This is a genomic window from Streptomyces sp. NPDC047971 (assembly GCF_040653355.1).
Classification (GTDB): domain Bacteria; phylum Actinomycetota; class Actinomycetes; order Streptomycetales; family Streptomycetaceae; genus Streptomyces.
In genome coordinates, this window is the sequence record NZ_JBEZNW010000018.1 from 124,932 (window position 1) to 147,201 (window position 22,270).

Annotated in this window: 22 protein-coding genes; 15 read left to right on the top strand and 7 right to left on the bottom strand. The window is 72.1% G+C overall.

Going from position 1 to position 22,270, the window contains the following annotated elements; all coding sequences use genetic code 11:
• From AB0D99_RS19100 to AB0D99_RS19135, 8 genes are all read left to right on the top strand, one after another.
• Positions 1 to 846, top strand: coding sequence for an ABC transporter ATP-binding protein (locus AB0D99_RS19100; RefSeq protein WP_362362928.1), 846 nt, complete (start codon positions 1 to 3; stop codon positions 844 to 846).
• Positions 843 to 2,453: a transporter gene (locus AB0D99_RS19105; RefSeq protein WP_362362931.1), complete on the top strand. Its 1,611-nt coding sequence runs from the start codon at positions 843 to 845 to the stop codon at positions 2,451 to 2,453. Before AB0D99_RS19100 ends, AB0D99_RS19105 begins: the two co-directional genes overlap by 4 nt.
• Positions 2,454 to 2,473: 20 nt before the next feature.
• Positions 2,474 to 2,749 carry a hypothetical protein gene (locus AB0D99_RS19110; protein ID WP_362362934.1) on the top strand — a complete coding sequence of 92 codons (276 nt, stop codon included), beginning with the start codon at positions 2,474 to 2,476 and terminating at the stop codon, positions 2,747 to 2,749.
• Positions 2,750 to 3,070: 321 nt separating this feature from the next.
• Positions 3,071 to 3,529, top strand: coding sequence for an SSI family serine proteinase inhibitor (locus AB0D99_RS19115; protein WP_362362937.1), 459 nt, complete (start codon positions 3,071 to 3,073; stop codon positions 3,527 to 3,529).
• 304 nt (positions 3,530 to 3,833) lie between these two features.
• Positions 3,834 to 4,577 carry a class I SAM-dependent methyltransferase gene (locus AB0D99_RS19120; RefSeq protein ID WP_362362940.1) on the top strand — a complete coding sequence of 248 codons (744 nt, stop codon included), beginning with the start codon at positions 3,834 to 3,836 and terminating at the stop codon, positions 4,575 to 4,577.
• A 191-nt stretch (positions 4,578 to 4,768) separates the two neighbouring features.
• Complete coding sequence (locus AB0D99_RS19125; RefSeq protein ID WP_362362943.1) at positions 4,769 to 5,869, top strand: hypothetical protein; 1,101 nt, start codon at positions 4,769 to 4,771, stop codon at positions 5,867 to 5,869.
• A 378-nt stretch (positions 5,870 to 6,247) separates the two neighbouring features.
• Entirely contained in the window at positions 6,248 to 7,129 is an 882-nt protein-coding gene (locus tag AB0D99_RS19130) for an arginase family protein (RefSeq protein ID WP_362362946.1), read from the top strand.
• Between the two features lie 128 nt (positions 7,130 to 7,257).
• A complete protein-coding gene (locus tag AB0D99_RS19135) occupies positions 7,258 to 8,457 on the top strand; it encodes a serine hydrolase domain-containing protein (protein WP_362362949.1) in 1,200 nt (399 codons plus the stop codon).
• A 9-nt stretch (positions 8,458 to 8,466) separates the two neighbouring features.
• On the opposite strand, the gene AB0D99_RS19140 is transcribed toward AB0D99_RS19135, so the two are convergent.
• Positions 8,467 to 9,318 (bottom strand): alpha/beta hydrolase, encoded by an 852-nt coding sequence (locus AB0D99_RS19140; RefSeq protein WP_362362952.1) that lies wholly within the window; start codon positions 9,316 to 9,318, stop codon positions 8,467 to 8,469.
• A gap of 480 nt (positions 9,319 to 9,798) precedes the next feature.
• On the bottom strand, positions 9,799 to 10,491 hold the full coding sequence (locus AB0D99_RS19145) for a metal-dependent transcriptional regulator (RefSeq protein WP_362362954.1): 693 nt from the start codon (positions 10,489 to 10,491) through the stop codon (positions 9,799 to 9,801).
• Positions 10,492 to 10,640: 149 nt separating this feature from the next.
• Here AB0D99_RS19145 and AB0D99_RS19150 point away from each other — a divergent pair, with 149 nt between their 5' ends.
• Positions 10,641 to 11,408 (top strand): SIS domain-containing protein, encoded by a 768-nt coding sequence (locus tag AB0D99_RS19150; protein WP_362362956.1) that lies wholly within the window; start codon positions 10,641 to 10,643, stop codon positions 11,406 to 11,408.
• On the opposite strand, the gene AB0D99_RS19155 is transcribed toward AB0D99_RS19150, so the two are convergent.
• Positions 11,405 to 12,145: a DUF2470 domain-containing protein gene (locus AB0D99_RS19155; protein ID WP_362362958.1), complete on the bottom strand. Its 741-nt coding sequence runs from the start codon at positions 12,143 to 12,145 to the stop codon at positions 11,405 to 11,407. The genes AB0D99_RS19150 and AB0D99_RS19155 overlap by 4 nt on opposite strands.
• Positions 12,146 to 12,278: 133 nt before the next feature.
• On the bottom strand, positions 12,279 to 14,594 hold the full coding sequence (locus AB0D99_RS19160) for an LPXTG cell wall anchor domain-containing protein (protein ID WP_362362960.1): 2,316 nt from the start codon (positions 14,592 to 14,594) through the stop codon (positions 12,279 to 12,281).
• Between the two features lie 146 nt (positions 14,595 to 14,740).
• Between AB0D99_RS19160 and AB0D99_RS19165 the strand changes: the two genes are divergently transcribed.
• The gene (locus tag AB0D99_RS19165) at positions 14,741 to 15,469 is read left to right on the top strand and encodes a DUF6333 family protein (RefSeq protein WP_362362962.1); all 729 of its coding nucleotides are present in this window, start codon (positions 14,741 to 14,743) and stop codon (positions 15,467 to 15,469) included.
• A gap of 36 nt (positions 15,470 to 15,505) precedes the next feature.
• Here AB0D99_RS19165 and AB0D99_RS19170 read toward each other — a convergent pair whose 3' ends face one another.
• Entirely contained in the window at positions 15,506 to 16,006 is a 501-nt protein-coding gene (locus tag AB0D99_RS19170) for a hypothetical protein (protein WP_362362964.1), read from the bottom strand.
• Here AB0D99_RS19170 and AB0D99_RS19175 point away from each other — a divergent pair.
• Positions 16,005 to 16,478, top strand: a complete 474-nt coding sequence (locus AB0D99_RS19175) for a hypothetical protein (protein ID WP_362362967.1) — start codon at positions 16,005 to 16,007, stop codon at positions 16,476 to 16,478. The two genes, AB0D99_RS19170 and AB0D99_RS19175, sit on opposite strands and share 2 nt — an antisense overlap.
• Before the next feature lie 33 nt (positions 16,479 to 16,511).
• Here the strand turns inward: AB0D99_RS19175 and AB0D99_RS19180 are convergent, their stop codons facing one another.
• The gene (locus tag AB0D99_RS19180) at positions 16,512 to 17,717 is read right to left on the bottom strand and encodes an ATP-binding protein (RefSeq protein ID WP_362362970.1); all 1,206 of its coding nucleotides are present in this window, start codon (positions 17,715 to 17,717) and stop codon (positions 16,512 to 16,514) included.
• A complete protein-coding gene (locus tag AB0D99_RS19185) occupies positions 17,714 to 18,373 on the bottom strand; it encodes a response regulator transcription factor (RefSeq protein WP_362362973.1) in 660 nt (219 codons plus the stop codon). The genes AB0D99_RS19180 and AB0D99_RS19185 overlap by 4 nt, the downstream gene beginning before the upstream one ends.
• An 89-nt stretch (positions 18,374 to 18,462) precedes the next feature.
• Between AB0D99_RS19185 and AB0D99_RS19190 the strand changes: the two genes are divergently transcribed.
• From AB0D99_RS19190 to AB0D99_RS19205, 4 genes are read left to right on the top strand one after another with little or no spacing between them, the layout of a single operon-like run.
• Positions 18,463 to 18,945, top strand: a complete 483-nt coding sequence (locus AB0D99_RS19190; RefSeq protein ID WP_362362976.1) for a hypothetical protein — start codon at positions 18,463 to 18,465, stop codon at positions 18,943 to 18,945.
• The gene (locus AB0D99_RS19195; RefSeq protein WP_362362979.1) at positions 18,942 to 20,003 is read left to right on the top strand and encodes a peptidoglycan-binding protein; all 1,062 of its coding nucleotides are present in this window, start codon (positions 18,942 to 18,944) and stop codon (positions 20,001 to 20,003) included. Before AB0D99_RS19190 ends, AB0D99_RS19195 begins: the two co-directional genes overlap by 4 nt.
• Positions 20,000 to 20,818 (top strand): ABC transporter ATP-binding protein, encoded by an 819-nt coding sequence (locus tag AB0D99_RS19200; RefSeq protein WP_362362982.1) that lies wholly within the window; start codon positions 20,000 to 20,002, stop codon positions 20,816 to 20,818. Before AB0D99_RS19195 ends, AB0D99_RS19200 begins: the two co-directional genes overlap by 4 nt.
• Entirely contained in the window at positions 20,818 to 22,023 is a 1,206-nt protein-coding gene (locus tag AB0D99_RS19205) for an ABC transporter permease (RefSeq protein WP_362362985.1), read from the top strand. Before AB0D99_RS19200 ends, AB0D99_RS19205 begins: the two co-directional genes overlap by 1 nt.
• Positions 22,024 to 22,270: the final 247 nt, after the last annotated feature.

Below are 22,270 nucleotides of genomic sequence, written 5' to 3' on the forward strand. Positions count from 1 at the left end.
ATGCCTGACCAGGCATTTGACGGAGTGTTCGAACAGGCGGGCAGCGCACCGGGAACGGGTGCGGTGCCCGCCGTTCGTGTCGAGGGGCTGTGGAAGCGCTTCGGCCAGCAGATCGCGGTGAACGGCATCGACCTCGTGCTGCCCGCGGGCAAGTTCATCGGCCTGGTCGGGCCCAACGGCGCCGGCAAGACCACCACGCTCTCCATGATCACCGGCCTGCTGCGGCCCGACGCCGGGCGCATCCTGGTCGCCGGTCACGACGTCTGGCGCGACCCCGAGTCGGTGGCCGAGGTCAAGGCCCGGATCGGCATCCTGCCGGAGGGGCTGCGCCTCTTCGAGCGGCTGTCGGGACGGGAACTCCTCGCGTACAGCGGGCGGCTGCGGGGGCTGCCCGGTGCCGAGGTGGACAAGCGGGCCGCCCAGCTGCTCGACGTCCTGGACCTCGCCGGGGCGCAGAACAAGCTGGTCGTCGACTACTCGACCGGCATGCGCAAGAAGATCGGGCTGGCCGCGGCGCTGCTGCACAACCCCGAGGTGCTCTTCCTCGACGAGCCGTTCGAGGGCGTCGACCCGGTGTCCGCGCAGACCATCCGGGGGGTGCTGGAGCGGTACACCGGCTCGGGCGCGACCGTCGTCTTCTCCAGCCACGTCATGGAGCTGGTGGAGTCGCTGTGCGACTGGGTCGCGGTGATGGCCGCCGGACAGATCCGGGCCCAGGGCCCGTTGGCGCAGGTACGGGGCGAAGCGCCCTCGCTGCAGGCCGCGTTCCTGGAGCTGGTGGGGGCGAACGGGCGCGAGGCCGCCGGCGACTCCCTCGACTGGCTGGGCGGCGGTACCGCCCGATGACCGCTGTCGCCCCGGCCCCCGCCTCCCTGACGTCGGTCTTCGTCCGGCTCAAGCTGTCGCTGCTGCGCAACGGACTGCGGCAGTCGGCGGGCCGTACCGCCGCGTACGTCATCTCGATCGTGATCACGGTCCTCTTCGCGGCGGCGATGCTGCTCGCGTTCGTTCTGATGCGGGGCAGCGCGGACACCGATGTGATCGTGGTGCTGCTGACGGCGGTGCTCGCGCTGTCGTGGACCGTGATGCCGCTGTTCGTGCCCAGCGGGGACGAGACGCTCGACCCGTCGCGGCTCGTGATGCTTCCGCTGCGGCCCCGGCCGCTGGTGCGCGCGCTGCTGGTGGCCTCACTGGTGGGTGGCGGTCCCCTGTTCACGCTCTGCATAGCGCTGGGCGGCGCCCTCGCCCTGGCACACGGAGTGGCGGGCGTGGCGGCCGCGGTGCTCGCGGTGCCACTGGTGGTCGTGGTGTGCGTGGCGCTGTCGCGCGCGGTCGCCGCCGCCAACGTACGGCTGCTGACCTCGCGCAAGGGCCGCGACCTGGCGATCTTCAGCGGTCTGATGATCGCGGTCGGCATGCAGGTGGTGAACTTCGGCGCGCAGCGGCTGAGCCGGGCCGGGGGGCTGTCCTCCCTCGAACCGGCGGCCGCGGTCGTGAGCTGGCTGCCTCCGTCGTCGGCGATCGCCGCGGTGGATTCGGCGAGCGAGGGCGACTACGCGGTGGCCGCGGCCCAACTGCTGCTGACGGTGCTGGTGCTGGGGGCGCTGCTGTACTGGTGGCAGCGGAGCCTGGTGCAGCTGATGACGACGCCCGACGGTTCGACGATCGGCGCGGCGTCCCCGCAGGACCGGGACCGTGCCGGTACGGGCCTGCTGGGGCGGATGCTGCCGGGCGGGCGCACGGGCACGGTGATGGAGCGCAGCCTGCGCTACATCTGGCGTGACCCGAAGACGAAGGGCGCGTGGATCTCCTCGCTCGCGGTCGGGGCGATCGTGCCGATGTTCAACGCCCTGCAGGGCACGGGCTCGATCTACTTCGCGTGCTTCGCCTCGGGGATGCTGGGCATCCAGATGTACAACCAGTTCGGGCAGGACACCTCGGCGTTCTGGATGGTCGCGCAGACGATCTCGACGCCGGCGGACGCGTACGCCGAGCTGCGGGCGCGGGCCCTGGCCCTGCTGCTGGTCACGCTGCCGTTCACGGTCCTCGTGACGACGGCGACCGCGGCGGTCCTCGGTGACTGGTCCTCGCTCCCGGACGCGCTCGGTCTGGCCCTCGCCCTGCTCGGCGCGATGCTGGGGACGGGCGCGGTGACCTCGGCGATGTTCGCGTACTCGATCCCCCAGGACAGCGCGTACAAGAACGTCGCTCCGGGGCAGGGCGGTCTGGCCTGGATGTCGATCTTCGGCGGGATGATCGCGGGCACCCTGCTGTGCGGCCCGGTCATCGGGTTGACGATCTACCTGAACGTGACGGACCAGGAGTCCTTGCTGTGGATCCTGCTCCCGGGCGGCACGCTGTACGGCGCCCTGCTCGCCTGGGCCGGCCTGAAGGTCGCGGCGCCCCGGACGGCACGGCGGCTGCCGGAGATCCTCGCGGCCGTGAGCAAGTGACGGGGTCCTACGAGCGGTCCATGGACGAGGAGGAGTACGTCTCCTACCTGGCGTCCGAGCGCCGCGGCTTCGCCTGGGTGCTGCACCGGTACGGGGGCCGCACGAAGGCGCAGGCCGGGGCGGAGGCGGTGGAGTTCTACGCGTACAAGCCCCCGGACAGGCCGTACCGGGACCTCGTCTTCCACGACAGCGCGTGGCACTGGGCGATGGGCCGGGTCTTCGGCGACTTCTCCCACCTGGAGCGTCCCGAACTCGCCGAGCCGCCCGTGGAGTACGAGCGATACACCGCGCGCTGAGAGCGCGAACAGCGGACACGGGTCCTGTTCGACTGGAGGTCTTCCAGTCGAACAGGACCCTTCGCGTGTGCTCCAACGCCGAACCAATTCCGAATCACCGCAGGTCAAAGGGTCGTTCGTGCTTGTACCACTGCGGCGAAGAGTCGCCGGCGGCGGCTCTCGGCGGCCCGTCGCACCCCTCCCGAGCTGCCTGAACGATCGGTCGGTCGGGTGCCGCACGGGGGGTACGGCCGGAAAGCGGCGGGTGATTGGCGATCACCCTCCGCATCGGCAAGACTCCGGCGCGCAATCACGAAGCACCCGCCTCGAAGGGACACCCCCGTGCGTTACGTCCTCCGCAACACCGCTCTCACCACCGCTCTCACCAGCGGCCTCGCCCTCATCGGCGTCGCGGCGAGCCCCGCCCAGGCCGAGCCCGCTCCCTCGACCACCGCGCCGGCCGCGCTCTACCCGCCGTCGGCGCTGGTGCTCGCGATCGGCAGGGGTGAGGACGCGGCGACGGCGACGGTCGCCAGGGCGGTCACCCTCAACTGCGCCCCCACGCCGAGCGGCACCCACCCCGCGCCCGAACTGGCCTGCGCCGACCTCAGCGCGGTGGACGGCGACATCGCCGAACTGACCGTGGCCTGGAGCAACAGCCCCTGTACGAAGATCTGGGACCCGGTCACCCTCACCGGCGACGGCGTGTGGGAGGGCAAGCGGATCAGCTGGACGGCGACGTACGGCAACGCCTGCGAGATGAACGTCGGCATGGCCCGGAGCTCGGTCTTCACGTTCTGACCCCTCGGTCCGTCCACCGGCCGACGTCGCGAGCCCGCTCACCCCGGGCCCGGCGTCGGCCGGTGTCGTCGAGCGGCCCGGCGCCCGGCGCCCGGCGTTCGGCTTCGGCGTCCGGCATCCGACACCCGGCGGCACAGGGCGTCGCGGCCGGGGGCCTTGGGCGATCCGGGGCTCAGTCGGTCGACTTCTTTGGTGCATCTGCCAGTACGGGCTGTCGATCTTCTCGGAGGAGACTCATCGGCACTGGTCCGCCGGAGCTCCGGCGTGGCCGCGTACGAACCGGATCGACACGAGGGGGCGGCACGTGAGCGTGCAGCAGTACGACGGGATCGGCGAGGCGTTCGAAGGGTTCAAGGCACTGCCGCTGACGCGGTTCGGGGAGGTGCCGAGCTTCCTGGGCATGGTCGGGGACGTGAGCGGCAGGTCGGTGCTCGACCTCGCCTGCGGCACCGGCTTCTACAGCCGGGAGTTCAAGCGGCGCGGCGCGACGGACGTCTTCGGCGTCGACATCTCCGTCGAGATGATCGCCGCCGCGCGGGAGATCGAGAAGCGCGATCCGCTGGGCGTGCGGTACGAGGTCGGCGCCGTCGAGGAACTGGAGTCCCTCGACCGGCAGTTCGACATCGCGCTCGCGGTGCAGTGCCTCAACTACGCCGAGGACATCGCGGCGATGGAGCGGATGTGCCGCAACATCCACCGGAGCCTGGTCCCGGGCGGGGAGTTCTTCGTCTTCGCGCAGAAGCCCGACTACGCCTTCGACTGCGCCTCCCTGGACACGTACGGATTCCTCTGCGAGCGGCTCGACGAGGAGATCGAGACGGGTCCGCGGGTGCGGGTGACGGCTCTCCTCGACCCGCAGCCGATCAGCATCGTCGCCGCCGCCCCGCGCCGCGAGGTCTACGAGCGGTGTCTGGCGGCGGCCGGCTTCGGCGAGGTGGAGTGGGTTCCGCTGACGGTGTCCGAAGCCGGCATCCGTGAGTACGGCGAGGAGTTCTGGGCGGACCTGCTCGCGCACCCGCCGCTGGAGATGCTGCGCTGCCGCGCCTGAACCCGCCGACCGCGCGTCCGTCGCGACCGTCCGTTCTGCCGATCCCTTCGGGTCGGCCGGACGGACGCTCCGGCGCCGCCCTCCTCGTCGTTCCGCCCAAGGAGCGGCCCTCGCGGGGTTCTTGATGGCCCACGGGGAGCCTCCTATCCTGCGAAGGTCGCCTCTCGCGAACCATCGACAGGGAGAACACCTTGGCCGAGGTCACACCCGGACGGCTCCCCGACGACGACATACTCCGCGCAGTCGAACTCCATCTGTCCGGTCGTGGCACACAGACCTCCCTCAGCGCCCCCGGCGCCGCACGGATCACCTGGCACTCGATCCTCGACGGCGAGGTCGTCCGCTCCCTGGAGACGCGCTCCGAGGCGCCCCGGGAGAAGCCGGGCAGGGTCGACCTCTCCGACCTCCCCGAGTACACCGATCTGGCGGGGCACGACATCCCCCCGCCGTCCGACCCGGCCGCGCGCGAGACGCTGGAGCTGGTGCGCCGTGGCTCGGTGCGGCAGCGGACGTGCGCCTGCGGCAACGGCAGATGGCGCTGTCAGCTGTGCCAGGGAAGCAAGCGGCGCCGGTGCGAGCCGACCAGGCCGTGCACGGCCTGCAGTGGCACCGACCCCTGTGTCCGGTGCCATGGCACGGGCCGCCCCCAGGGGCGGCCCCCAGCGAACCGCGGCGCGCGGACCTCCGACGAGCGCGTCGACTGCGTGCGCTGCGACAAGCCGGCGGCGGCCTGCCCCGCGTGCTTGGGGCGCGGGACCGCGAAGTGCCCCGACTGCGCGGGAAAGGGCTCCGTCACCTGCGAGGACTGCGGAGGGAAGGGGACGGTCGAGCACGCGGCGTGCGGGGGCACCGGCAGCCTCACCACCTGGACCGGGGCGGTCGTCGAGCGCCGCGGCGACAAGGAGCCGGTGAGGATGCCCGAGCAGCGGCCGCCGGTCCTCGTACGGCAGCGGGCGGAGGGCGCCGGCCGGTGGGCCGAGGCCGTCCTCGACGAGGGCGGGAAACTGCCCGCCGATCTGGATCCCGCACACGTCGCGGCCCTCACTCCCCGGCTCGCCAGGCGGGACGGCGAGGTCGCCAGGCGGGTGGTCCTGCGGCATCTGCCGCTGGCCCGCGTCGAGGTGCCCGCCGATCCGGACCGCGTCTTCTACGTCTTCCCGGGGCGGACCGCCGAGATCGAGGTCTTCCCGTACCTCTCACCACAGCGGATCAGGCATGTCCTCACGCTCGGCTCGGCAGCGGTCGGCCTGGTCCTGCTCGGCCTCTTCCTCGTCCTGACACTCACCCGCTAGCCGGCCACGGCCGATCGCGCGAACTCTCCGCTCCGCACGGACACTTCACCGGACAAGCCCGCGACGTGGGCGAGGAGGGGAGACGCCGCACTCCGGGCGAGCGCAACCGCGTCGGCACCGCGCCTCGGCGCCCGGCTGATGGGCCGCCCGTGACGAGCAGCGACCTGATGGCACGACTCGCCGGGCTGGAGCGGGAACGTCGCGTCGCCGACCGGGACGGACGCCGTTCACCCAGGACTCCGCGAAGCACATCTCCGTCGGGCGCAGGCCCGCCTGAGGCGGACCGTCGCGGCTGTCCCGGAGTCCCCGGTCCGCAGACGGCGGACCCGCGAGGCGTCCCTCCGCCTCCCCGCGGGCCGTCTGGGGCACCATGGACATATGCCACTTCCCGGCCGCCCAGAACCGGTGATCATCGAAGCGCCGTCCGTGCTCGGGCTGCGGCCGTCCGGTGTTCAGGACCTGCCGGCGGCCCTGCTCGACGGAATGGTGCGGGCCGACCGCGTCGAGGCGCCCGTGTACGACCCGAAGCGGGACGCCGAGACCGGTGTGCTCAATCCCGGCGGCATCGCGGAGTACTCCGTACGGCTGGCGGACGCCGTCGGCGAGGTTCTCGGCTCGGGGCGCTTTCCCGTCGTCCTCGGCGGCGACTGCAGCATCCTGCTCGGCAACCTCCTCGCCCTGCGCCGCCGCGGCCGGTACGGACTGCTGTTCCTCGACGGGCACACCGACTTCTACCAGCCGTCCGCCGAGCCGACCGGCGAGGTCGCGTCGATGGAGCTCGCGCTGGCCACCGGCCGGGGCCCCCGGCTGCTCGCCGACCTCGAAGGGCGGGGGCCGCTCGTCCGGGACGAGGACGTCGTCGCGTTCGGGTTCCGGGACGCCGTCGAGTCCGCCGCGGCGGGGATGCAGCCCCTGCCCCTGCGGCTGTGCGCGCTCGACCTGGACGACGTGCGCGCGCTCGGAGCCGCCGAGGCGGTCCGCCAGGTCCTGGGCCGGCTGACCCTGGGCGACGGGTTCTGGATCCATCTCGACGTCGACGTCCTGGACGACGCGGTCATGCCCGCCGTGGACTACCGCCAGCCGGGCGGGCTGAGCTGGGCCGAACTGGAGGACGTCCTGCGGACCGCACTGGCGCACGAGGGTGCCGTCGGGTTCGACGTCACGATCTTCAACCCGCGACTCGACCTCGACGGAACGATCGCCACCCGGCTGAGCGAGTGCCTGCGACGGGGGTTGGCGGCCCGGTCGCACCCCGGGTGACGCGTCGGGCTCCGCCGGGTCCGAACGAGTGGACTCACCGGGGCCGGGCGGCGGGGAAGGGGCGCACCGAGGCGTCGCGGGGGTCTCGTTGGCGTTCCCGATCCTGAACCGGAAGAGGCGCCCCCGACATGCGACGTACCCCCGCCCGCCGACTCTTCGCCGCCGCGCTGCTCGTGGCGTCCGTACTGGCCCCGGTGGCCACCACTCCCGCCACGGCCGTCCCCGCCGCCCTCACCCACCACGGCGGGGAGGACTGCCCGCCCGGCGGTCTCGGCCCCGACCTGACCGCTCGCCTCGACAAGACCATCGAGGACGTCCGCAAGCAGGCCGGCATCCCGGGGCTCGTCGCCGGGCTGTGGATGCCGGGGAAGGGCAGCTACGTCCGCGCGTTCGGCGTCGCCGACAAGGTCACGGGCGAGCCGATGAGCACCGGCGGCTACGTGCGGATCGGCAGCGAGACCAAGACCTTCACGGTCACCGCGCTCCTGAAGCTCGTCGACGACGGCAAGGTGCGGCTGGACGACCCGATCGACGACTACATCCGCGGTGTGCCCAACGGGCACAAGATCACACTGCGCCACCTCGCCGAGATGCGCAGCGGTCTCTTCCCGTACACCTCCGACCCGGACTTCACCAAGGACCTCCTGAGCGACCCGCAGCGCTCGTTCACCCCGTACGAGACGCTCGCCTACGGCTACCGGCACAAGAACACCTTCGAGCCGGGGGCGCAGTTCCAGTACTCCAACAGCAACCTCGTCCTCCTCGGCCTCGTGGTCGAGAAGGTCAGCGGTCGCCGTCTCGTCGACTTCCTCGACAAGCGGGTGCTCCGCCCGGCCGGGCTGCGCCACACCCTGCTCCCGGAGGGCTCGGAGTTCCCGGAGCCGCATCCGCGCGGGTACACCGACCAGACGCTGAGCGGCGAGGTCACCGACTCCACCGACTGGAACCCCAGTTGGGCCTGGTCGGCGGGGGCGATGATCTCGAATCTGGAGGACCTGCGCCGCTGGGCGAAGATCGTCGCGACCGGGGAGCTGCTCAGCCCGAAGACCCAGGCCGAGCGGCTCACGACCCTGCCGACGGGCTTCCCCGGCACCAGTTACGGTCTCGGCATCTTCGACGCCAGTGGCTGGATCGGGCACAACGGCTCCATCCCCGGCTACGAGACCGTGACCGTCTATCTGCCCTCGCAGAAGGCGACCCTGGTGCTCATGCTCAACACCGACATCACCACGCAGGGTGGCCAGGAGCCGAGCACGCCGGTCGCCCGGGCGATCACCGGCATCGTGACACCGGACAACGTGTACGACGGGGTGGTCCCGCCGCGCTGAGTCCGGCTGTCAGGACGTCAGGACACCGTTGAGGAAGGGCTCGATCGCCGTGCGCCAGGCTTCCGGCTGGTCGTAGTGGAGGAGGTGGCCGGCGTCGGGGATCTCCGCGTACGCCCCGCGGGGCAGGACACGGACCATCTCCTGGGCCTCGGCGCGGCCCAACTCGCCGTCCAGGCCGCGGACGACGAGGGTCGGGCAGCGGACCTGGGCGAGCGAGTCCCAGTGGGCGTCGTGGACCCAGGTCTCGCGGGAGGTCAGCATCTGGGCGGGGTCGAAGACCGGGTACCAGCCGTCGGGGCGCTCGGCCATCACCTCCGCGAAGAACTCGCCGCGAGCGGGGTTCGGCCGCTCGACCCAGGGGTCCTCGTCGCCGAACCACTTCCGTACGGCGTCGAGCGAGGCGAAGGGGGCCGGCCAGCGGCGGAACCAGTCCTGCCACTCCCGCTGCGAGGCGGCCCCGAGGGCCGAGGCCCGCATGTCGCAGATGACCAGGGCGCGGACGAGATCGGGGCGCTCGGCGGCGAGCTGCCAGGCGGTGAGGGCGCCCATGGAGTGGCCGATGAGGGTGACCGGCCCGAGGCCGAGCTGCTCGACGGCCGCGGCCGCGTCGGCGACGTACGCCTCGCGGGTGAAGGGGCCGGTGGCCGGCTTCTCGCTGCGGCCGTGTCCGCGCTGGTCGAGCGCGACGGCCCGATGACGGTCGGCGAGCCAGCGGGCGGTGGGCGCCCAGTGGGAGGCGCGCCCCATGAGACCGTGCAGGAGTAAGACGCCGGACCCGGCCGTCTCCACCCGCTCTTCCGTGAACTCCCAGGCAGCCAGGCGTACGCCGTCGGCCCCGGTGACGTCGAGACGTCGCACCATGTTCCCTGGCACCCCCTCTTTCCATCGAGCGTGTCGAGCACCGCCAGACTATCGAACCCTTATTCGAAAATGCGGTTCTGCCACGTAACACCCCTCGTTCGAGTGACGGGGCTCAAGGATTGACGGGCGCCGCCGAGGGGAGATCTTCAGCGGGAGGCGGACCGCTCGGGGAAAACGGTCCGTGGGGAATGACCCTGGGAGCTCGGGGCTCCGGGTCAGCACAGGGGAGGACAGGCCCCGGCGCCCATGGGCGCCGGGGCCCTCTGTCTCTTCGCACACCGCCCCGGACGCCTTCGTCATCGCCACATCCCTCCCCGGCCGTACGGCTCCCCCCAGCGTGGCACGCCGAGGGTGCGGGCGTGGTGATTCCGCCGTAAAACGGGCCCAGGGAAAGCGGGAGGGGTGCTTCCCGGGGCCCGAGCAGGGGCTTCGGCCGGTGAACGGCGCCGCCGGGAGGCCCGGCGATCGGGAGGAAGGGCCTTAGCGCTTCGCCACGAAGACGTGCGCGGCGACGTCGGCGTCCAGCTCGGCCGCCTCGCCGCTGCTGCCGACGAGAACACCGCCCGCCGACTCCGTCACGCTCACCACGGAACCGGGCTGCACGCCCGCGCGCCGCAGCGTGTACATCAGCTGGGCGTCCGTCTGGATCGGCTCGCCGATCCGCCGGACGATCACCGTCTTGCCCTCCTGGCCCGCGTCCAGATCGGCCAGCGAGACCATGGAGTCGTCCAGGAAGGACTCCGCCTCGGCCTTCTCGCCCAGCTCCTCGAGACCCGGGATCGGGTTGCCGTACGGCGACTCGGTCGGGTGCCGCAGCAGCTCCAGGACGCGCCGCTCCACGGCCTCGCTCATCACGTGCTCCCAGCGGCAGGCCTCGGCGTGGACCTGCTCCCACTCCAGGCCGATCACGTCGACGAGCAGGCACTCGGCGAGCCGGTGCTTGCGCATCACGCGCGTGGCGAGTCGGCGGCCCTCGTCCGTCAGCTCCAGGTGACGGTCGCCGGCGACCGTCACCAGACCGTCGCGCTCCATACGGGCCACCGTCTGGCTCACCGTGGGGCCGCTCTGGTCGAGCCGCTCGGCGATCCGGGCGCGCATGGGGACCACACCTTCCTCCTCCAGCTCGAGGATGGTGCGGAGATACATCTCCGTTGTGTCGATCAGTCCGGACATACGTGCCCCTCGATGAGTTGTGCGCTGGCCCTGCCCCAATTCTGACGCATGCCACAGACAACCGTGCCGCGCCGGGGAAAGGCGGTATTGACAGAGCAATGGTCCAGACCGCACCGTGATCCGCGACACGACGACAAGGAGCTTCGGGAATGGGCGACAGCGCGCGCGAGTCCAAGCTGGCCGGACGGTTCTTCGACGCCGCGATCGGCCTGCTGCAGCAGGTCCGCGACGAGGATGCCGAGGAGATCGCCGCAGCCGGAGCCGCGATCGCCGAGTCCGTGGCCGGCGGAGGCCGCCTGTTCGCCTTCGGCGCGGGGCACTCCTCGCTGGCCGCCCAGGACGTCGTCTACCGGGCGGGCGGACTGGCGCTGATGAACCTGCTGGCCGTGCCCGGGGTGGTCGGCGTCGACGTCATGCCGGCGACACTCGGCTCGGCCCTGGAGCGGGTGGACGGCCTCGCGGGGGCGGTGCTCGACTCCTCGCCCGCCAAGGCCGGCGACGTACTGATCATCATCTCGCTCTCGGGCCGCAACGCCCTGCCCGTCGAGATGGCGATGAACGCGCGCGCCCTGGGCCTGACGGTGATCGGCGTCACCTCGGTGGCGTACGCGACGGAGACGAAGTCCCGGCACGTCTCGGGGACGTATCTCAAGGACCACTGCGACGTCGTCCTCGACTCGCGCATCGCCGTCGGCGACGCCGAGCTCACCCACGAGGGCGTCGAGGCCCCCTTCGCGCCCGCCTCGACGGTCGTCACGAGCGCCCTGATGCAGGCCACGATGGCCGCCGCGGCCGAGGAGATGGTGCGGCTCGGCATCGAGCCTCCGCTGCTGCGCTCGGGGAACGTCGACGGCGGCCACGAGTGGAACGGCCGGGTGATGGCGGAGTACCGCGACCGGATCTTCTACCGGCACTAGGAGCCCGCGTCCTCGCGGCCTGCGCGCTTACCGGAGGGTGCGGCCACGGCGCGGCGCAGCAGGATCTCGACCTGCCGGCCGACCTCGTCCACGTCCTTCACCGGAGTCCTGAACGCGATCCGGAGATCGGCGACGCCGTGGGCGTACTCGCAGCGGAGGGTGATGCCGTGGCGGTCCAGCGCGAGGGGCGCGACGCGGGCGGCGGTGTGCGGGAGCTCCGGGTCGGCCAGCCGGGCCAGCCGGTCGACGACGTCCCGGTGCCCCTCTTCCAGGTGCGTCAGCATCGCGGCCTCGGCCACCGCCAGCACGTCGGGCGCGGCACGCTCCAGCTCCTCCGGACCGATGTGCTCCACGAGCGCGCCCCGCTGGATGCTCGCCCGCGCCACGTCGAGCCGGAGCACGAGCACCCCGGGTGACGTCTGCAGCGGCGACGGCGTGAGCCGCCCCGCGAGGGTGACGCGCGCCCTGACGCGGTCGCGGACCGCGATCGGGGCGATGTCCGTGAACTCCAGCAGCGCGGAGAGGGCTCCGCGGGGAGCGCAGGCCGCCTCGGCCGCCAGCGGGCTGTCCGCCGGGGCGTGCAGCGCCAGCCGGCCGGAACCGTCGACGTCGTGCATCGCCACCAGGTCGTAGCTGTTGCCGTCCGTCGTGAGGCTCAGGGAGCCGGCGGCGGCGATGACGGAGCGGATCCGCTCGGCGTCGGTGGGTCCGTTGCGGCGCGCCTTGGCGAAGGCCATCAGGAACTCCTTAGGTTAGGCTTGCCTAACTTAGCAGCCCTTGGGGTGCCGGTGCACCCCCCTTCCGACAGCGGCGGCCCCGCACCCATGGCGTGGGTGCGGGGCCGCTGTCGTGCCGCCCGAGGGCGACCTGTCAGTCTCCGGTGCTCCTGCGCCGGCGCTTGAACCAGATCAGCGCCGCACCGGCGGCCGCGAGGGCCGCGGCGACACCGGCGATGAGGCCGACCGGCGTGTCGGAGCCGGTGTCGGCGAGATCGCCTTCGGGGGTCCGGCCCGGCGGGGTCGTGCCGTCACCGTCACCGGTCGGAGGCGTGGACGGCGCGGGGGTCGACGGGTCGTCGGTCGGCTTGTCCGTCGGCTCGTCCGTCGGCGTCGGGTCCGGGGTCGGATCGCCGCCACCGGTCGACTTGCCGGCGGTGTTGCCGCCGAGCATCACGTAGCCCTCCTTGTCCGCGTCGTCGGTCATCTGCCCGACGGCGAACTGCGTGGTGCGCGGCTTGTAGCGGTGCTCGGCGCGGAAGCGCACCGGGTTCATGTTCTGCTTCGGCTGCTTGGAGAAGTCCACTCCGCCGACGCTGTAGGTGTACGGACCGCCGCCGGCGTCGTGCTCCCAGCTCGCCTCACCGTCGCGCAGCGACTTCAGGTACGCCTGGTAGGTCTTCTCCCGCGTCCAGTCCTTGTTGTCGCCCCGCAGCGGCCACCGCTTCACGTCGTTGCTGTTGATGACGTTGCGGTAGTCGGTCGGAGCCTGCGCGTCCTGCTGCCGGACGAACTCGGCGGCGACGCGGGCGGTGTAGACGCGGCGCAGGTCGGCGTAGCGCGGGTCCTCGTTGACCCGCTTCTCGACCTCGGGCGTGATCAGCGTGTTGACCTGACGCTCGGCCCACTTCTTCTCGGCCTCGTCGAAGTCGCAGAGGTACGAGCCCGGGGGCACGTTGTTGATCTTCAGGTACTGCGACTTGACCGCGAGCGGCGTGTCCAGGATGTGGATGCCGCCGTCCTCCTCGCGCACCACGGCGGTCTTCGGCTCGATCCAGTTGCGGACCTGGAACCAGCAGGGGACGCCCTGGGAGTTGCGCGGCATCGACTTCCAGTACCGGTCGGCCTCGGGCCGCTTCTTCGGGTTCATGGCGTCGGCGAAGTCGCGCTTCATCTCCAGGTCGGCCTCCAGCAGCACCCGGCCGGCGTCGGTCCTGCCGAACGCGGGGTCCATGATCAGCTCGGGCTGGTCCGGGTTGAGGTTGACCCAGAACTTCTCCGGCGTCAGCGCGAGCCAGGTGAAGAACGAGTCCGAGATGAGCTGGGCCTTCTCCTGGCCGCCCCACCCGGCCGCGTACTCGTCGCCGACCTGCTTCGCGGCGAACGCGTAGTTCAGGCCCTCGCCCTTGACGGGCTTGCCGATGAAGCGCAGGTCCAGGGTGGAGAAGTCGATGCCACCGGGCCCCTTGGGCATCCGGCCCTGCGGGTCGCCCGCCCTGATCCGGTCGAGCTGCTCCTTCAGGGTCTGCGGGGTGGGCGGCGACTGCTTGATGAGGTTGTTGCCGCCACCGCGGGAGCCGGTGTTCTTGCCCGCGCCGTTGGACATGAACTGGTCGTTGCGCCGGTACTGGCCGTTCTCCGTGCCCTTGGGCGCCTGCGGCTTGTGGTCGGAGTGGAAGTTGTACGACCGCACCCGCTCACGGCCCAGCGCGTCCTTGCCCGCGGCCGACTTCATCTCGGTCAGGAACTTGCGGGCTTCGCTCTCCTGCTTCTCGCCGAAGACGAAGGTGTACTTGTACGAACTCCAGCCCTTGTGGCGGGCCCAGGCCTTGTCGGCGCGGGTCTGGGACGCGTCCGGCTTGCCGTTGGACTTCATCTCGACGATCTCGCGGGTCTTCTTGTTGTACGCGTCGAGAACCCGCTTGTGACGCTCACCGGTCTCGGGATCGGTGAAGTACACCTCCTTCTGGCAGATCCAGTCCGGGCCGGTGAGGCCCATGTCCTTGACGACCTTCTTCTCGAAAGCCTCCCCGCGCGGGTCGTTGCCCTGGTTGGGGATGTACTGCTTGGTCAGATACTCGTCGAAGTTCTTCCACCGCTTCTGGGCGTTGAACCGGGCGTAGATACGCCTCGGGTCGCTGTGCGGGTACTTCTTGTAGTCCGTCCCCGCCTCGTCCAGCTGCTTCTGGGTGGGGTTGAGCCCGTCGAACTCCATACCGGGGTTCACGTACTCGTACTGGTCCCACAGGTCCTTGATCCGCGAGGCGTCACCGCCAGGAAGGGCCTTCGTGGGCGTGCCCTTGAGGCCGAACAGCTCGTCGCAGCGCTTGCCGGGCTTGAGCGGCGCCGGCGCGGCCTCCGCGCTGTCGAGCGCGGGAAGGCCCACCAGCGCCATGACGGACGCACACGCCAGGGCGAGGGCGCCGCGGGTCCAGGCGCGCCGTCGTGGCCGATGTATTAAATGGTTCACGTCGAGTTCTCCTGGGGGGCCCAGGATGGATGGGCCGGGTCAGTGGCCCCCGTTGGTCGTTGACACCGGCTGAGGCAGCCTAGGGTCCAACTCGCCGTGAAGGCACGGAGATTGAGTCGAGTGTTTGTGGCGCTACGGTGACGAACATGACGGAGAACAGCTTTTGGACGTGCCCGCCGCAGGCCGAGGTGCGGGGGTCGGGCGACTACACGGTCACGATCGTGCTGCCACCGTTTCCGGACCGTTCCCAGGAGTGGCCCCCCAACGACCCCGAACGGGCCAGGGAGTTCGCCTCGTCGTTCGGGACGGTCGACGAGGTGCTGGAGTACCACGGGGAACGCAACATCAGCGACGGATTCGCGCTGCAGACACGCGCCGACCTGGAGTGGATCAGGGTCGGGGTGTGGGGGAACGTGATCGGCATCTCGGATCCCTCGCTGGCGGACGACGGAAACTCGTGGCCGGTTCTGGAACAGGTCGGGCAGCTGGCGGAACGCTTCCCCGGAGCCAAGATCGTCGGCGGGGCCTCGGTCCACCGCGGTGAGACCCACGAGGAGGCGGCATGGGTGGTCCCCGGCTTCGCACTCGTGCACTCCGAGGGCTGGCCCTGCGAGGACGACGCGTCGATGTGGACGCTGGACGGCGACCCGCGGGCCGTTCTGGACGCCTGCGGGGTGACGTCGGGGACCGCGAAGGAGGCCGACGTCGACTACGACCCGTCCGACCCCACCTCGACCTACTGGGGCGGGCTCGGGGAGCTGATCCTCGGACCGCATCGCCCGTGGCGGCGCCGCCGGGTGCGGACGTCGGTGTTCCGCGTCCGGCACACCCGTGCCGCGACGGATCTGATGGAGGAGAACTGGATCCGGGACTGAACGGCGGCCCGCCGGCGCCGCGAACGCCCCTACCGGTCAGACCCGCGGGCGTGCCCGGTGGCGCTTCGCGTACGACCAGGTCACCGCGGTCATCAGGAACGGGACGGCGAAGAGCGGGGCGAAGACGAACCACCAGACGGTCTGCGCCGCACCGCTCTCCATGTACGTCCGGCTCTCCACGGTGAACGCGACCACGAGCTGCCACAGCGCCAGCACGACCAGGCAGCCCGAGACGGTCCAGGACACCGAGGCGAGGGTGCGGGGAGACAGCGGCCGCCACCGGTCGCCGACGAGCAGCAGCGGGAACAGCGCGGCCACCTCGACGACGACGGAGAGGCCGACGACGTACGCGACGCCCCAGCCCGGGATGTCGAAGACCTCGCGCAGCACCTGGTCGCTGTAGCCCACGTAGATCCCGGACGCCATGGCGACCCGCCACAGACCGGACGGGAGGGCGCAGAGCGCCACGGCATGGGCGGCGCGCCGGGCCCAGACGGGGGCGGGGGCGGGGGCGTCGAGGGGTGCGGTCGTCGTCATGGCGTCCATGCTGGCCGTGGGCCGTCGGCGGCACGTCGCCCGCTGCGACGAACGGCCTCCGCCGCACGGCGGAGGCGCGAGACTCCCGGGGCTGAGGGCACCGGCCGGACCGGCTCGACGAACGGGTCGTGACGGCACCGGCCTGGACCGGCTCGACGAACCGGTCGTGAAGGACACGGATTTCCGTACGGCGGCGAGAGGTGACGAGATGGTCAGGGATCACGAGGAGTTCGACGTGGTGATCGTCGGGGTGGCGAGGGTGGGATCGCGGGTGAGGATCGAGGGCCCCGAAGGCGAGGAGGGCTTCATCGACCAGGCCAAGCACCCGTCGTGGTGGTCGCGGGAGGCATCGCCCCCGGCGGCGGGCGACCGGCTTCACGTGGTGGTCCTGGACGCGTCCAGGACCCCGCCGCGGCTCAGCGCGCTGGAGGACGACATCGCGATCGGTCGCCGCCTGCGCGACGCCGGCTGACGGGCCGGCGACGGCCGGCCACCCGGTCCGGGATCAGGCCCGTGCCGCGAAGCGGACCCGGACCGTCAGGCCGCCGCCCTCGGTGTTCGGGAACGCCTCCGTCGTGGCGCCGTGGGCGCGGGCGATCGCGTCCACGATCGACAGGCCCAGGCCCGCTCCCTCGCCGGGGGCCTGGGTGCGGGCCGTCAGGCGGCGGAACGGCTCGAAGAGGAGCGGGACCGTCTCCGGCGGGACCTCGGGGCCGGTGTTCGTCACCTCGATGCCACCGGGCCCCGTACGGATCTCCACGCGGCCGTCGGGGACGTTGTGGCGTACGCCGTTCACGACCAGGTTGTGGACCAGCCGGTCCAGCAGCACCGCGTCGCCGTCGACCGTCAGCGGCCGGGCCCGGACCGTGACCGTCACCCCACGCTCCGCTGCCTCCGCCGTCAGCGCCTCCACCGCCTCGCGGGCCACCTCGTCCACCCTCACCCGGCGCCGCTCCCTCAGCCCCTGGTCGGAGGCGGCCAGCAACAGCAGCCCCTCGATGATCCGTTCACTGTCGTCCGCGACCTCGATCAGCTTCTCCCTGATCCGGGCGACCCGCTCCGGGGACGGCTCCCCCGCGAGGCCGATCTCCGCCGCGGCCCGCTGCACCGCGACCGGCGTCCGCAGCTCGTGCGCCGCGTTCGCCGCGAACCGCTGCTGCGCCGAGACCAGCCGTTCCATCCGGCCGAGCATCCCGTCGAAGGTGTCGGCCAGCCGCTTCAGCTCGCCCGGCGGCCCCTCCAGCGCGATCCTCTCGTGCAGGTTCTCGCCCGACAGCCGCCGCGCCGTCTCGGTGATCACGGCCACCGGCCGGAGCACCCGGCCCGCCATCCACCAGGCCAGCACGACCGAGAGGAGCGCGTACCCGGCGAGGACGAGCAGCGAGACCGTCAGGAGCCGTTCCAGTGCCGCCGACTCCGCCGCGTCGCTGACCGTCCGGGCCACCGTGAGCGTCTCGGGAGCGATCTGGCCCGGCACCGTCGGAGCGGGGCTCGCCGGCACGGCGCTCGCATAGTCCGTCGGGTACGCCGTCGGCAGGTCCGCGAGCCGCCGCGCGGGCACCGCGTGCGTGATCGCGAGGCTGATCGAGGAGTACAGCCCGTCCTTCACCAGCAGATAGACCACACCCGTGAGCAGCCCGCCCGCCAGCAGCAGAAGCCCGCCGTACAGGGCCGTCAGCCGGAACCGCTCCCCCGTCACCACCCGCCTCATGACGAGATCCGGTAGCCCGCGCCGGGCACCGTCTCCACCACCGGCGGCTCCCCCAGCTTCGCCCGCAGCTTGCTCAGCGTCACCCGTACCGCGTTCGTGCGGTAGCTCGTGTGCTCCTCCCAGACCTGCTCGATCAGGTCCTCGCCGCTCACCACCGCCCCCTCGGCGCGCAGCAGCGCCTCCAGGACCGCGAACTCCTTCCGCGACAGCTGGAGATGGCGCCCGTCCCGGCTCGCCTGGCGACGGGCGGTGTCGAGCTCGATCCCGGCCCGCTCCAGCACCGGAGGCAGCGCGGGCCTGGCACGGCGGCCCAGCGCCAGCACGCGGGCGAGCAGCTCGTCGTACGCGAAGGGCTTGGTCAGGTAGTCGTCGGCGCCGAGGCCGAGACCCTCGACCCGGTCCCGTACCGTCCCCGCCGCCGTCAGCATCAGCACCCGGGTCATCAGCCGCTGCTCGACCACCCGCCGGCACACCTCGTCGCCGTGCATCCCGGGCAGGTCGCGGTCCAGGACGAGGACGTCGTACTCGCCCAGCCGCAGTTTCCGCAGCGCTTCGAGGCCGTCGGCCGCGACGTCCACGGCGAGCGCGTCGCGGCGCAGTCCCTCGGCGATCATCTCGGCGAGAAACGCCTCGTCCTCCACCACCAGTACGCGCATGGCCCCTGTGTATCCGAAGGGGACCTTTCGTCGGTGTTAACCCATCCGCTGAGAGAAGCGAAACATCCCTTCGCGGCACGCTCCCGCCCATGACGACTTCACGGAAGACCTGGCCGGCCGTCGCGGCCGTGTTCGCCGCCCTCTCCCTCTTCACGGCCGCCTGCTCCGGCGGGACCGACGCCCCCGCGGCGAACGAGGAGGGCAAGAAGGCCGACCAGGCGTTCGAGCACCGCAAGTGTCTGCGCGAGCAGGGCCTCGACGTGCCCGAGCCCAAGCCGGGCGAGCAGGGCGTCGGGCTGACCATCGGCGGCGACGGCATGTCGAAGGAGAAGATGGAGAAGGCGTTCAAGGCGTGCCAGGGCAAGGGCGGCGGCGCCGGCCTCGGCAAGGAGCCCACGCAGGCCGACAAGGACAAGGCGCTGGCGTACGCGAAGTGCATGCGCGAGAACGGCTTCGACATGCCCGACCCGAAGTTCGACGGCGGCGCGCAGGCCGCGCTGCCGATACCGCAGGGCGCCGAGAAGCAGAAGTTCGACAAGGCGGCCAAGGCGTGCGAGGGCGTGGCCCGATGAGCCGGCGCAGGCTCGTCGTCGCCCTGGTGGCGATCGTCGCGGTCGCGGGCGGCGGGGCCGCCGTCACCGCGCTGACCGCCCCCGACAGGCCCGAGGTCGCGGCCGGCTCCCAGGGACTGCCGAAGGCCACCGCTCCCGTCACCCGCGGCGATCTGGGCAACAGCTCCCAGCAGGACGGCACCCTCGGCCACCTCGGCGAGCGGAAGATCAACGCGGGACCGGCCGGAATCCTCACCTGGGTCGCGGGCGCCGGCTCGGTCGTCGGGCGGGACGGGCGGCTGTACGAGGTCGAGGGCGGCCCGGTCCGGCTGATGTACGGCGCCGAACCCATGTACCGCACGCTCAAGACCGGCGACAAGGGCAAGGACGTCCACCAACTGGAGGAGAACCTCGCCGCCCTCGGGTACACCGGCTTCGACGTCGACGAGGAGTACACGGCGAAGACCGCGGCCGCCGTCAAGCGCTGGCAGAAGTCCCACGAGCTGAGGCAGACCGGCACGGTGGGCCCGGAGCAGATCGCCTTCGCCGGCAGCGCGGTACGGGTGAAGGAGGCGGGCGCGGCGCCCGGTGACCGGGTCGCACCGGGCGGTCCGGTGCTCACCGTGACCGGCTCCGAGCGGGTCGTGACCTTCGAGATTCCGGTCGCGGAGGCCGCGTCGGCCAAGACCGGCACCCGGGTGAGGGTCCTGCTGCCGGACGGCACGGAGCTGCCGGGGAAGGTGTCGGCGGTCGGGAGGACCGCCAAGGCCGGTGACGACCCGCAGGACAGGACCCCGAAGATCCCCGTCACGGTCTCCTTCGACGACCCGGCGAAGGTCAAGGGCGTCGACCAGTCCCCGGTCACCGTCGAACTCACCGGCGAGACCCGCCGGGACGTCCTGTCCGTGCCCGTCAACGCGCTGCTCGCGCTGCCCGGCGGCGGCTTCGGGGTCCAGGTCGTGGAGAACGGGACGGCCCGCGAGGTGGAGGTCGAACTCGGCATGTTCGGGCAGGGCCGGGTCGAGGTCGGCGGTGGCGGGCTGCGCGAGGGCATGAAGGTCGGGGTGCCGTCCGCATGACCACGGTCGTACGGCTCTCCGGGGTCACCAAGGAGTACGCGGGCGGCGTCCGGGCCCTCGACGGCGTCGACCTCACCATCGAGGAAGGGGAGTTGCTCGGCATCGTCGGGCCCTCCGGCTCCGGCAAGTCGACGCTGCTGCACATCGTCGGCACCCTGGACCGGCCCACCGCCGGGACGGTCCACATCGCCGGGCACGACGTCGCCTCGCTGACGGACCGCAGGCTGTCGGCGCTGCGGGCGCGCCGGATCGGCTTCGTCTTCCAGGCGTTCCACCTGGTGCCGGGCGTGGGCGCGCTGGAGAACGTGGCGGAGGGGCTGCTCTACTCCGGCCTGCCCCGGACCCGTCGCCGGAAGCTGGCCGCCGACGCCCTGGCCCGGGTGGGTCTCGCCGACCGGATGAGACACCGGCCGCACGAGCTGTCGGGCGGGCAGAAGCAGCGGGTCGCCATCGCCCGCGCCGTGGTGGGCGAACCGGCCCTGCTGCTCGCCGACGAACCGACGGGCGCGCTCGACTCGGCGTCGGGAGAGGCCGTGATGACGCTGCTGCACGACCTGAACGCGGAGGGCGCGACGATCGCGGTGATCACCCACGACGGCGAGATCGCGAGCCGGCTGCCCCGTCAGGTACGGGTGAGGGACGGGCGCGTGGTGGGAGACACGGGGCACGGGGGCGGCAGCCGACTGGTGACCGCGGACACGGCCCCCGGGTCCGGCGGCGGACGCTCCGGCACGGCCACGGCACATCGATCCGCCGACGGACGCTCCGGCACCGACACGGCACCGGGATCCAACGGCGCGGAAGGGGCGGTCTGATGTCCCGTACGCGTACGAAGCTCTCCGCGGCCCGGCTCGGGCCGCGCGACGTGCTCCATGTCGGCTCGGCCGGGCTGCGGAGCCGGCCCGTCCGGGTCGTGCTGTCCGCACTCGGCATCGCGATCGGCATCGCCACGATGATCGCGGTCGTGGGCATCTCCGCCTCCAGTCAGGCGCAGCTGCTGCGGCAGCTCGACGCGTTGGGGACGAACATGCTGGTCGCCGAGGTCGGCGAGGGGATGTTCAGCGGGCAGGAGGTCAAACTGCCCAAGGACGCGGTCGGCATGGTCGGCCGTATCGCGGGGGTCGAGGAGGCGGCCGGGACCGGCGACCTCAGGAGCTCGGTACGCCGCTCGGAGAAGATCCCGGAGGGCGAGACCGGCGGGATCTCGGTGAAGGCGGCGACGGAGGGACTGCTCGACGTCCTGCGCGGCGGCATGGCGTCCGGGACGTGGCTGAACGCGGCCAACGGGCGCTACCCGTCCGTGGTGCTGGGCCATGTCGCGGCCGACCGGCTGGGCATCACCCGGCCCGGCCAGCAGGTGTGGATCGACGACCGGTACTTCACCGTCATCGGGGTCCTCGCCCCGCTTCCGCTCGCCCCCGAGATCGAACGCTCGGCGCTCGTGGGCTGGGAGGGGGCGGGGCCGCTGCTCGGCTTCGACGGGCATCCGACGACGGTGTACGAGCGGTCCACGGACGCGTCCGTACGGGACGTCCAGCGGCTCCTGGCCCCGACGATCGACCCGCAGAACCCGCAGAACGTGTCCGTCGGCGATCCGTCGGCGGCACTCAAGGCGAAGGCGGCGACCGAGGGGGCGTTCTCGACGCTGTTGCTCGGGCTGGGCGGGATCGCGCTGTTGGTGGGCGGGGTCGGGGTCGCCAACACCATGATCATCTCGGTGTTGGAGCGCCGCCACGAGATCGGCCTGCGGCGGTCCCTGGGCGCGACACGGGGGCAGATCAGGATCCAGTTCGTCACGGAGTCCCTGATGCTGTCCGGCCTCGGCGGCCTCGCGGGTGTGGCACTGGGCGCGGCGGCGACGGGCGTGTACGCGTCCACGGGCGGGCTGCCGTGGGTGGTTCCGCCGTGGGCGGTGGGCGGTGGCTTCGCGGCGACGCTGGCGATCGGCACGGTCGCGGGCCTCTACCCGGCGGTCCGCGCGTCCCGCCTGTCGCCGACGCTGGCGCTGGCGACGGCGTAGGCCGTCCCTTCCGGGCTCGCGACGCCCGGCATGCCCTGCGATCCGGTCCGATCCGATTCGGTCGGTCCGGTCCGGAGGTGCGCGGACATCTCGGCGGCGACGCCGAGAGAGGCGTAGGGGGCGCGCTCCTCGATCCGGTCCGGTCCGATTCGGTCGGTCCGGTCTGGTCCGGTCCGGTCCGGTCCGGAGGTGCGCCCCGGCTCCCGTCGGGCCCCGGTCGTGCCTCGCCCGGTCGCGGGGATCGGAA

What these genes read in the sequence shown, in the direction of transcription:
- AB0D99_RS19100 (WP_362362928.1), top strand. Translation starts at nt 1, where the DNA reads ATGCCTGACCAGGCATTTGACGGAGTGTTCGAACAGGCGGGCAGCGCA.
- AB0D99_RS19105 (WP_362362931.1), top strand. Translation starts at nt 843, where the DNA reads ATGACCGCTGTCGCCCCGGCCCCCGCCTCCCTGACGTCGGTCTTCGTC.
- AB0D99_RS19110 (WP_362362934.1), top strand. Translation starts at nt 2,474, where the DNA reads ATGGACGAGGAGGAGTACGTCTCCTACCTGGCGTCCGAGCGCCGCGGC.
- AB0D99_RS19130 (WP_362362946.1), top strand. Translation starts at nt 6,248, where the DNA reads ATGCCACTTCCCGGCCGCCCAGAACCGGTGATCATCGAAGCGCCGTCC.
- AB0D99_RS19135 (WP_362362949.1), top strand. Translation starts at nt 7,258, where the DNA reads ATGCGACGTACCCCCGCCCGCCGACTCTTCGCCGCCGCGCTGCTCGTG.
- AB0D99_RS19140 (WP_362362952.1), bottom strand. Translation starts at nt 9,318, where the DNA reads ATGGTGCGACGTCTCGACGTCACCGGGGCCGACGGCGTACGCCTGGCT.
- AB0D99_RS19145 (WP_362362954.1), bottom strand. Translation starts at nt 10,491, where the DNA reads ATGTCCGGACTGATCGACACAACGGAGATGTATCTCCGCACCATCCTC.
- AB0D99_RS19150 (WP_362362956.1), top strand. Translation starts at nt 10,641, where the DNA reads ATGGGCGACAGCGCGCGCGAGTCCAAGCTGGCCGGACGGTTCTTCGAC.
- AB0D99_RS19155 (WP_362362958.1), bottom strand. Translation starts at nt 12,145, where the DNA reads ATGGCCTTCGCCAAGGCGCGCCGCAACGGACCCACCGACGCCGAGCGG.
- AB0D99_RS19165 (WP_362362962.1), top strand. Translation starts at nt 14,741, where the DNA reads ATGACGGAGAACAGCTTTTGGACGTGCCCGCCGCAGGCCGAGGTGCGG.
- AB0D99_RS19175 (WP_362362967.1), top strand. Translation starts at nt 16,005, where the DNA reads ATGGCGTCCATGCTGGCCGTGGGCCGTCGGCGGCACGTCGCCCGCTGC.
- AB0D99_RS19170 (WP_362362964.1), bottom strand. Translation starts at nt 16,006, where the DNA reads ATGACGACGACCGCACCCCTCGACGCCCCCGCCCCCGCCCCCGTCTGG.
- AB0D99_RS19180 (WP_362362970.1), bottom strand. Translation starts at nt 17,717, where the DNA reads ATGAGGCGGGTGGTGACGGGGGAGCGGTTCCGGCTGACGGCCCTGTAC.
- AB0D99_RS19185 (WP_362362973.1), bottom strand. Translation starts at nt 18,373, where the DNA reads ATGCGCGTACTGGTGGTGGAGGACGAGGCGTTTCTCGCCGAGATGATC.
- AB0D99_RS19190 (WP_362362976.1), top strand. Translation starts at nt 18,463, where the DNA reads ATGACGACTTCACGGAAGACCTGGCCGGCCGTCGCGGCCGTGTTCGCC.
- AB0D99_RS19195 (WP_362362979.1), top strand. Translation starts at nt 18,942, where the DNA reads ATGAGCCGGCGCAGGCTCGTCGTCGCCCTGGTGGCGATCGTCGCGGTC.
- AB0D99_RS19200 (WP_362362982.1), top strand. Translation starts at nt 20,000, where the DNA reads ATGACCACGGTCGTACGGCTCTCCGGGGTCACCAAGGAGTACGCGGGC.
- AB0D99_RS19205 (WP_362362985.1), top strand. Translation starts at nt 20,818, where the DNA reads ATGTCCCGTACGCGTACGAAGCTCTCCGCGGCCCGGCTCGGGCCGCGC.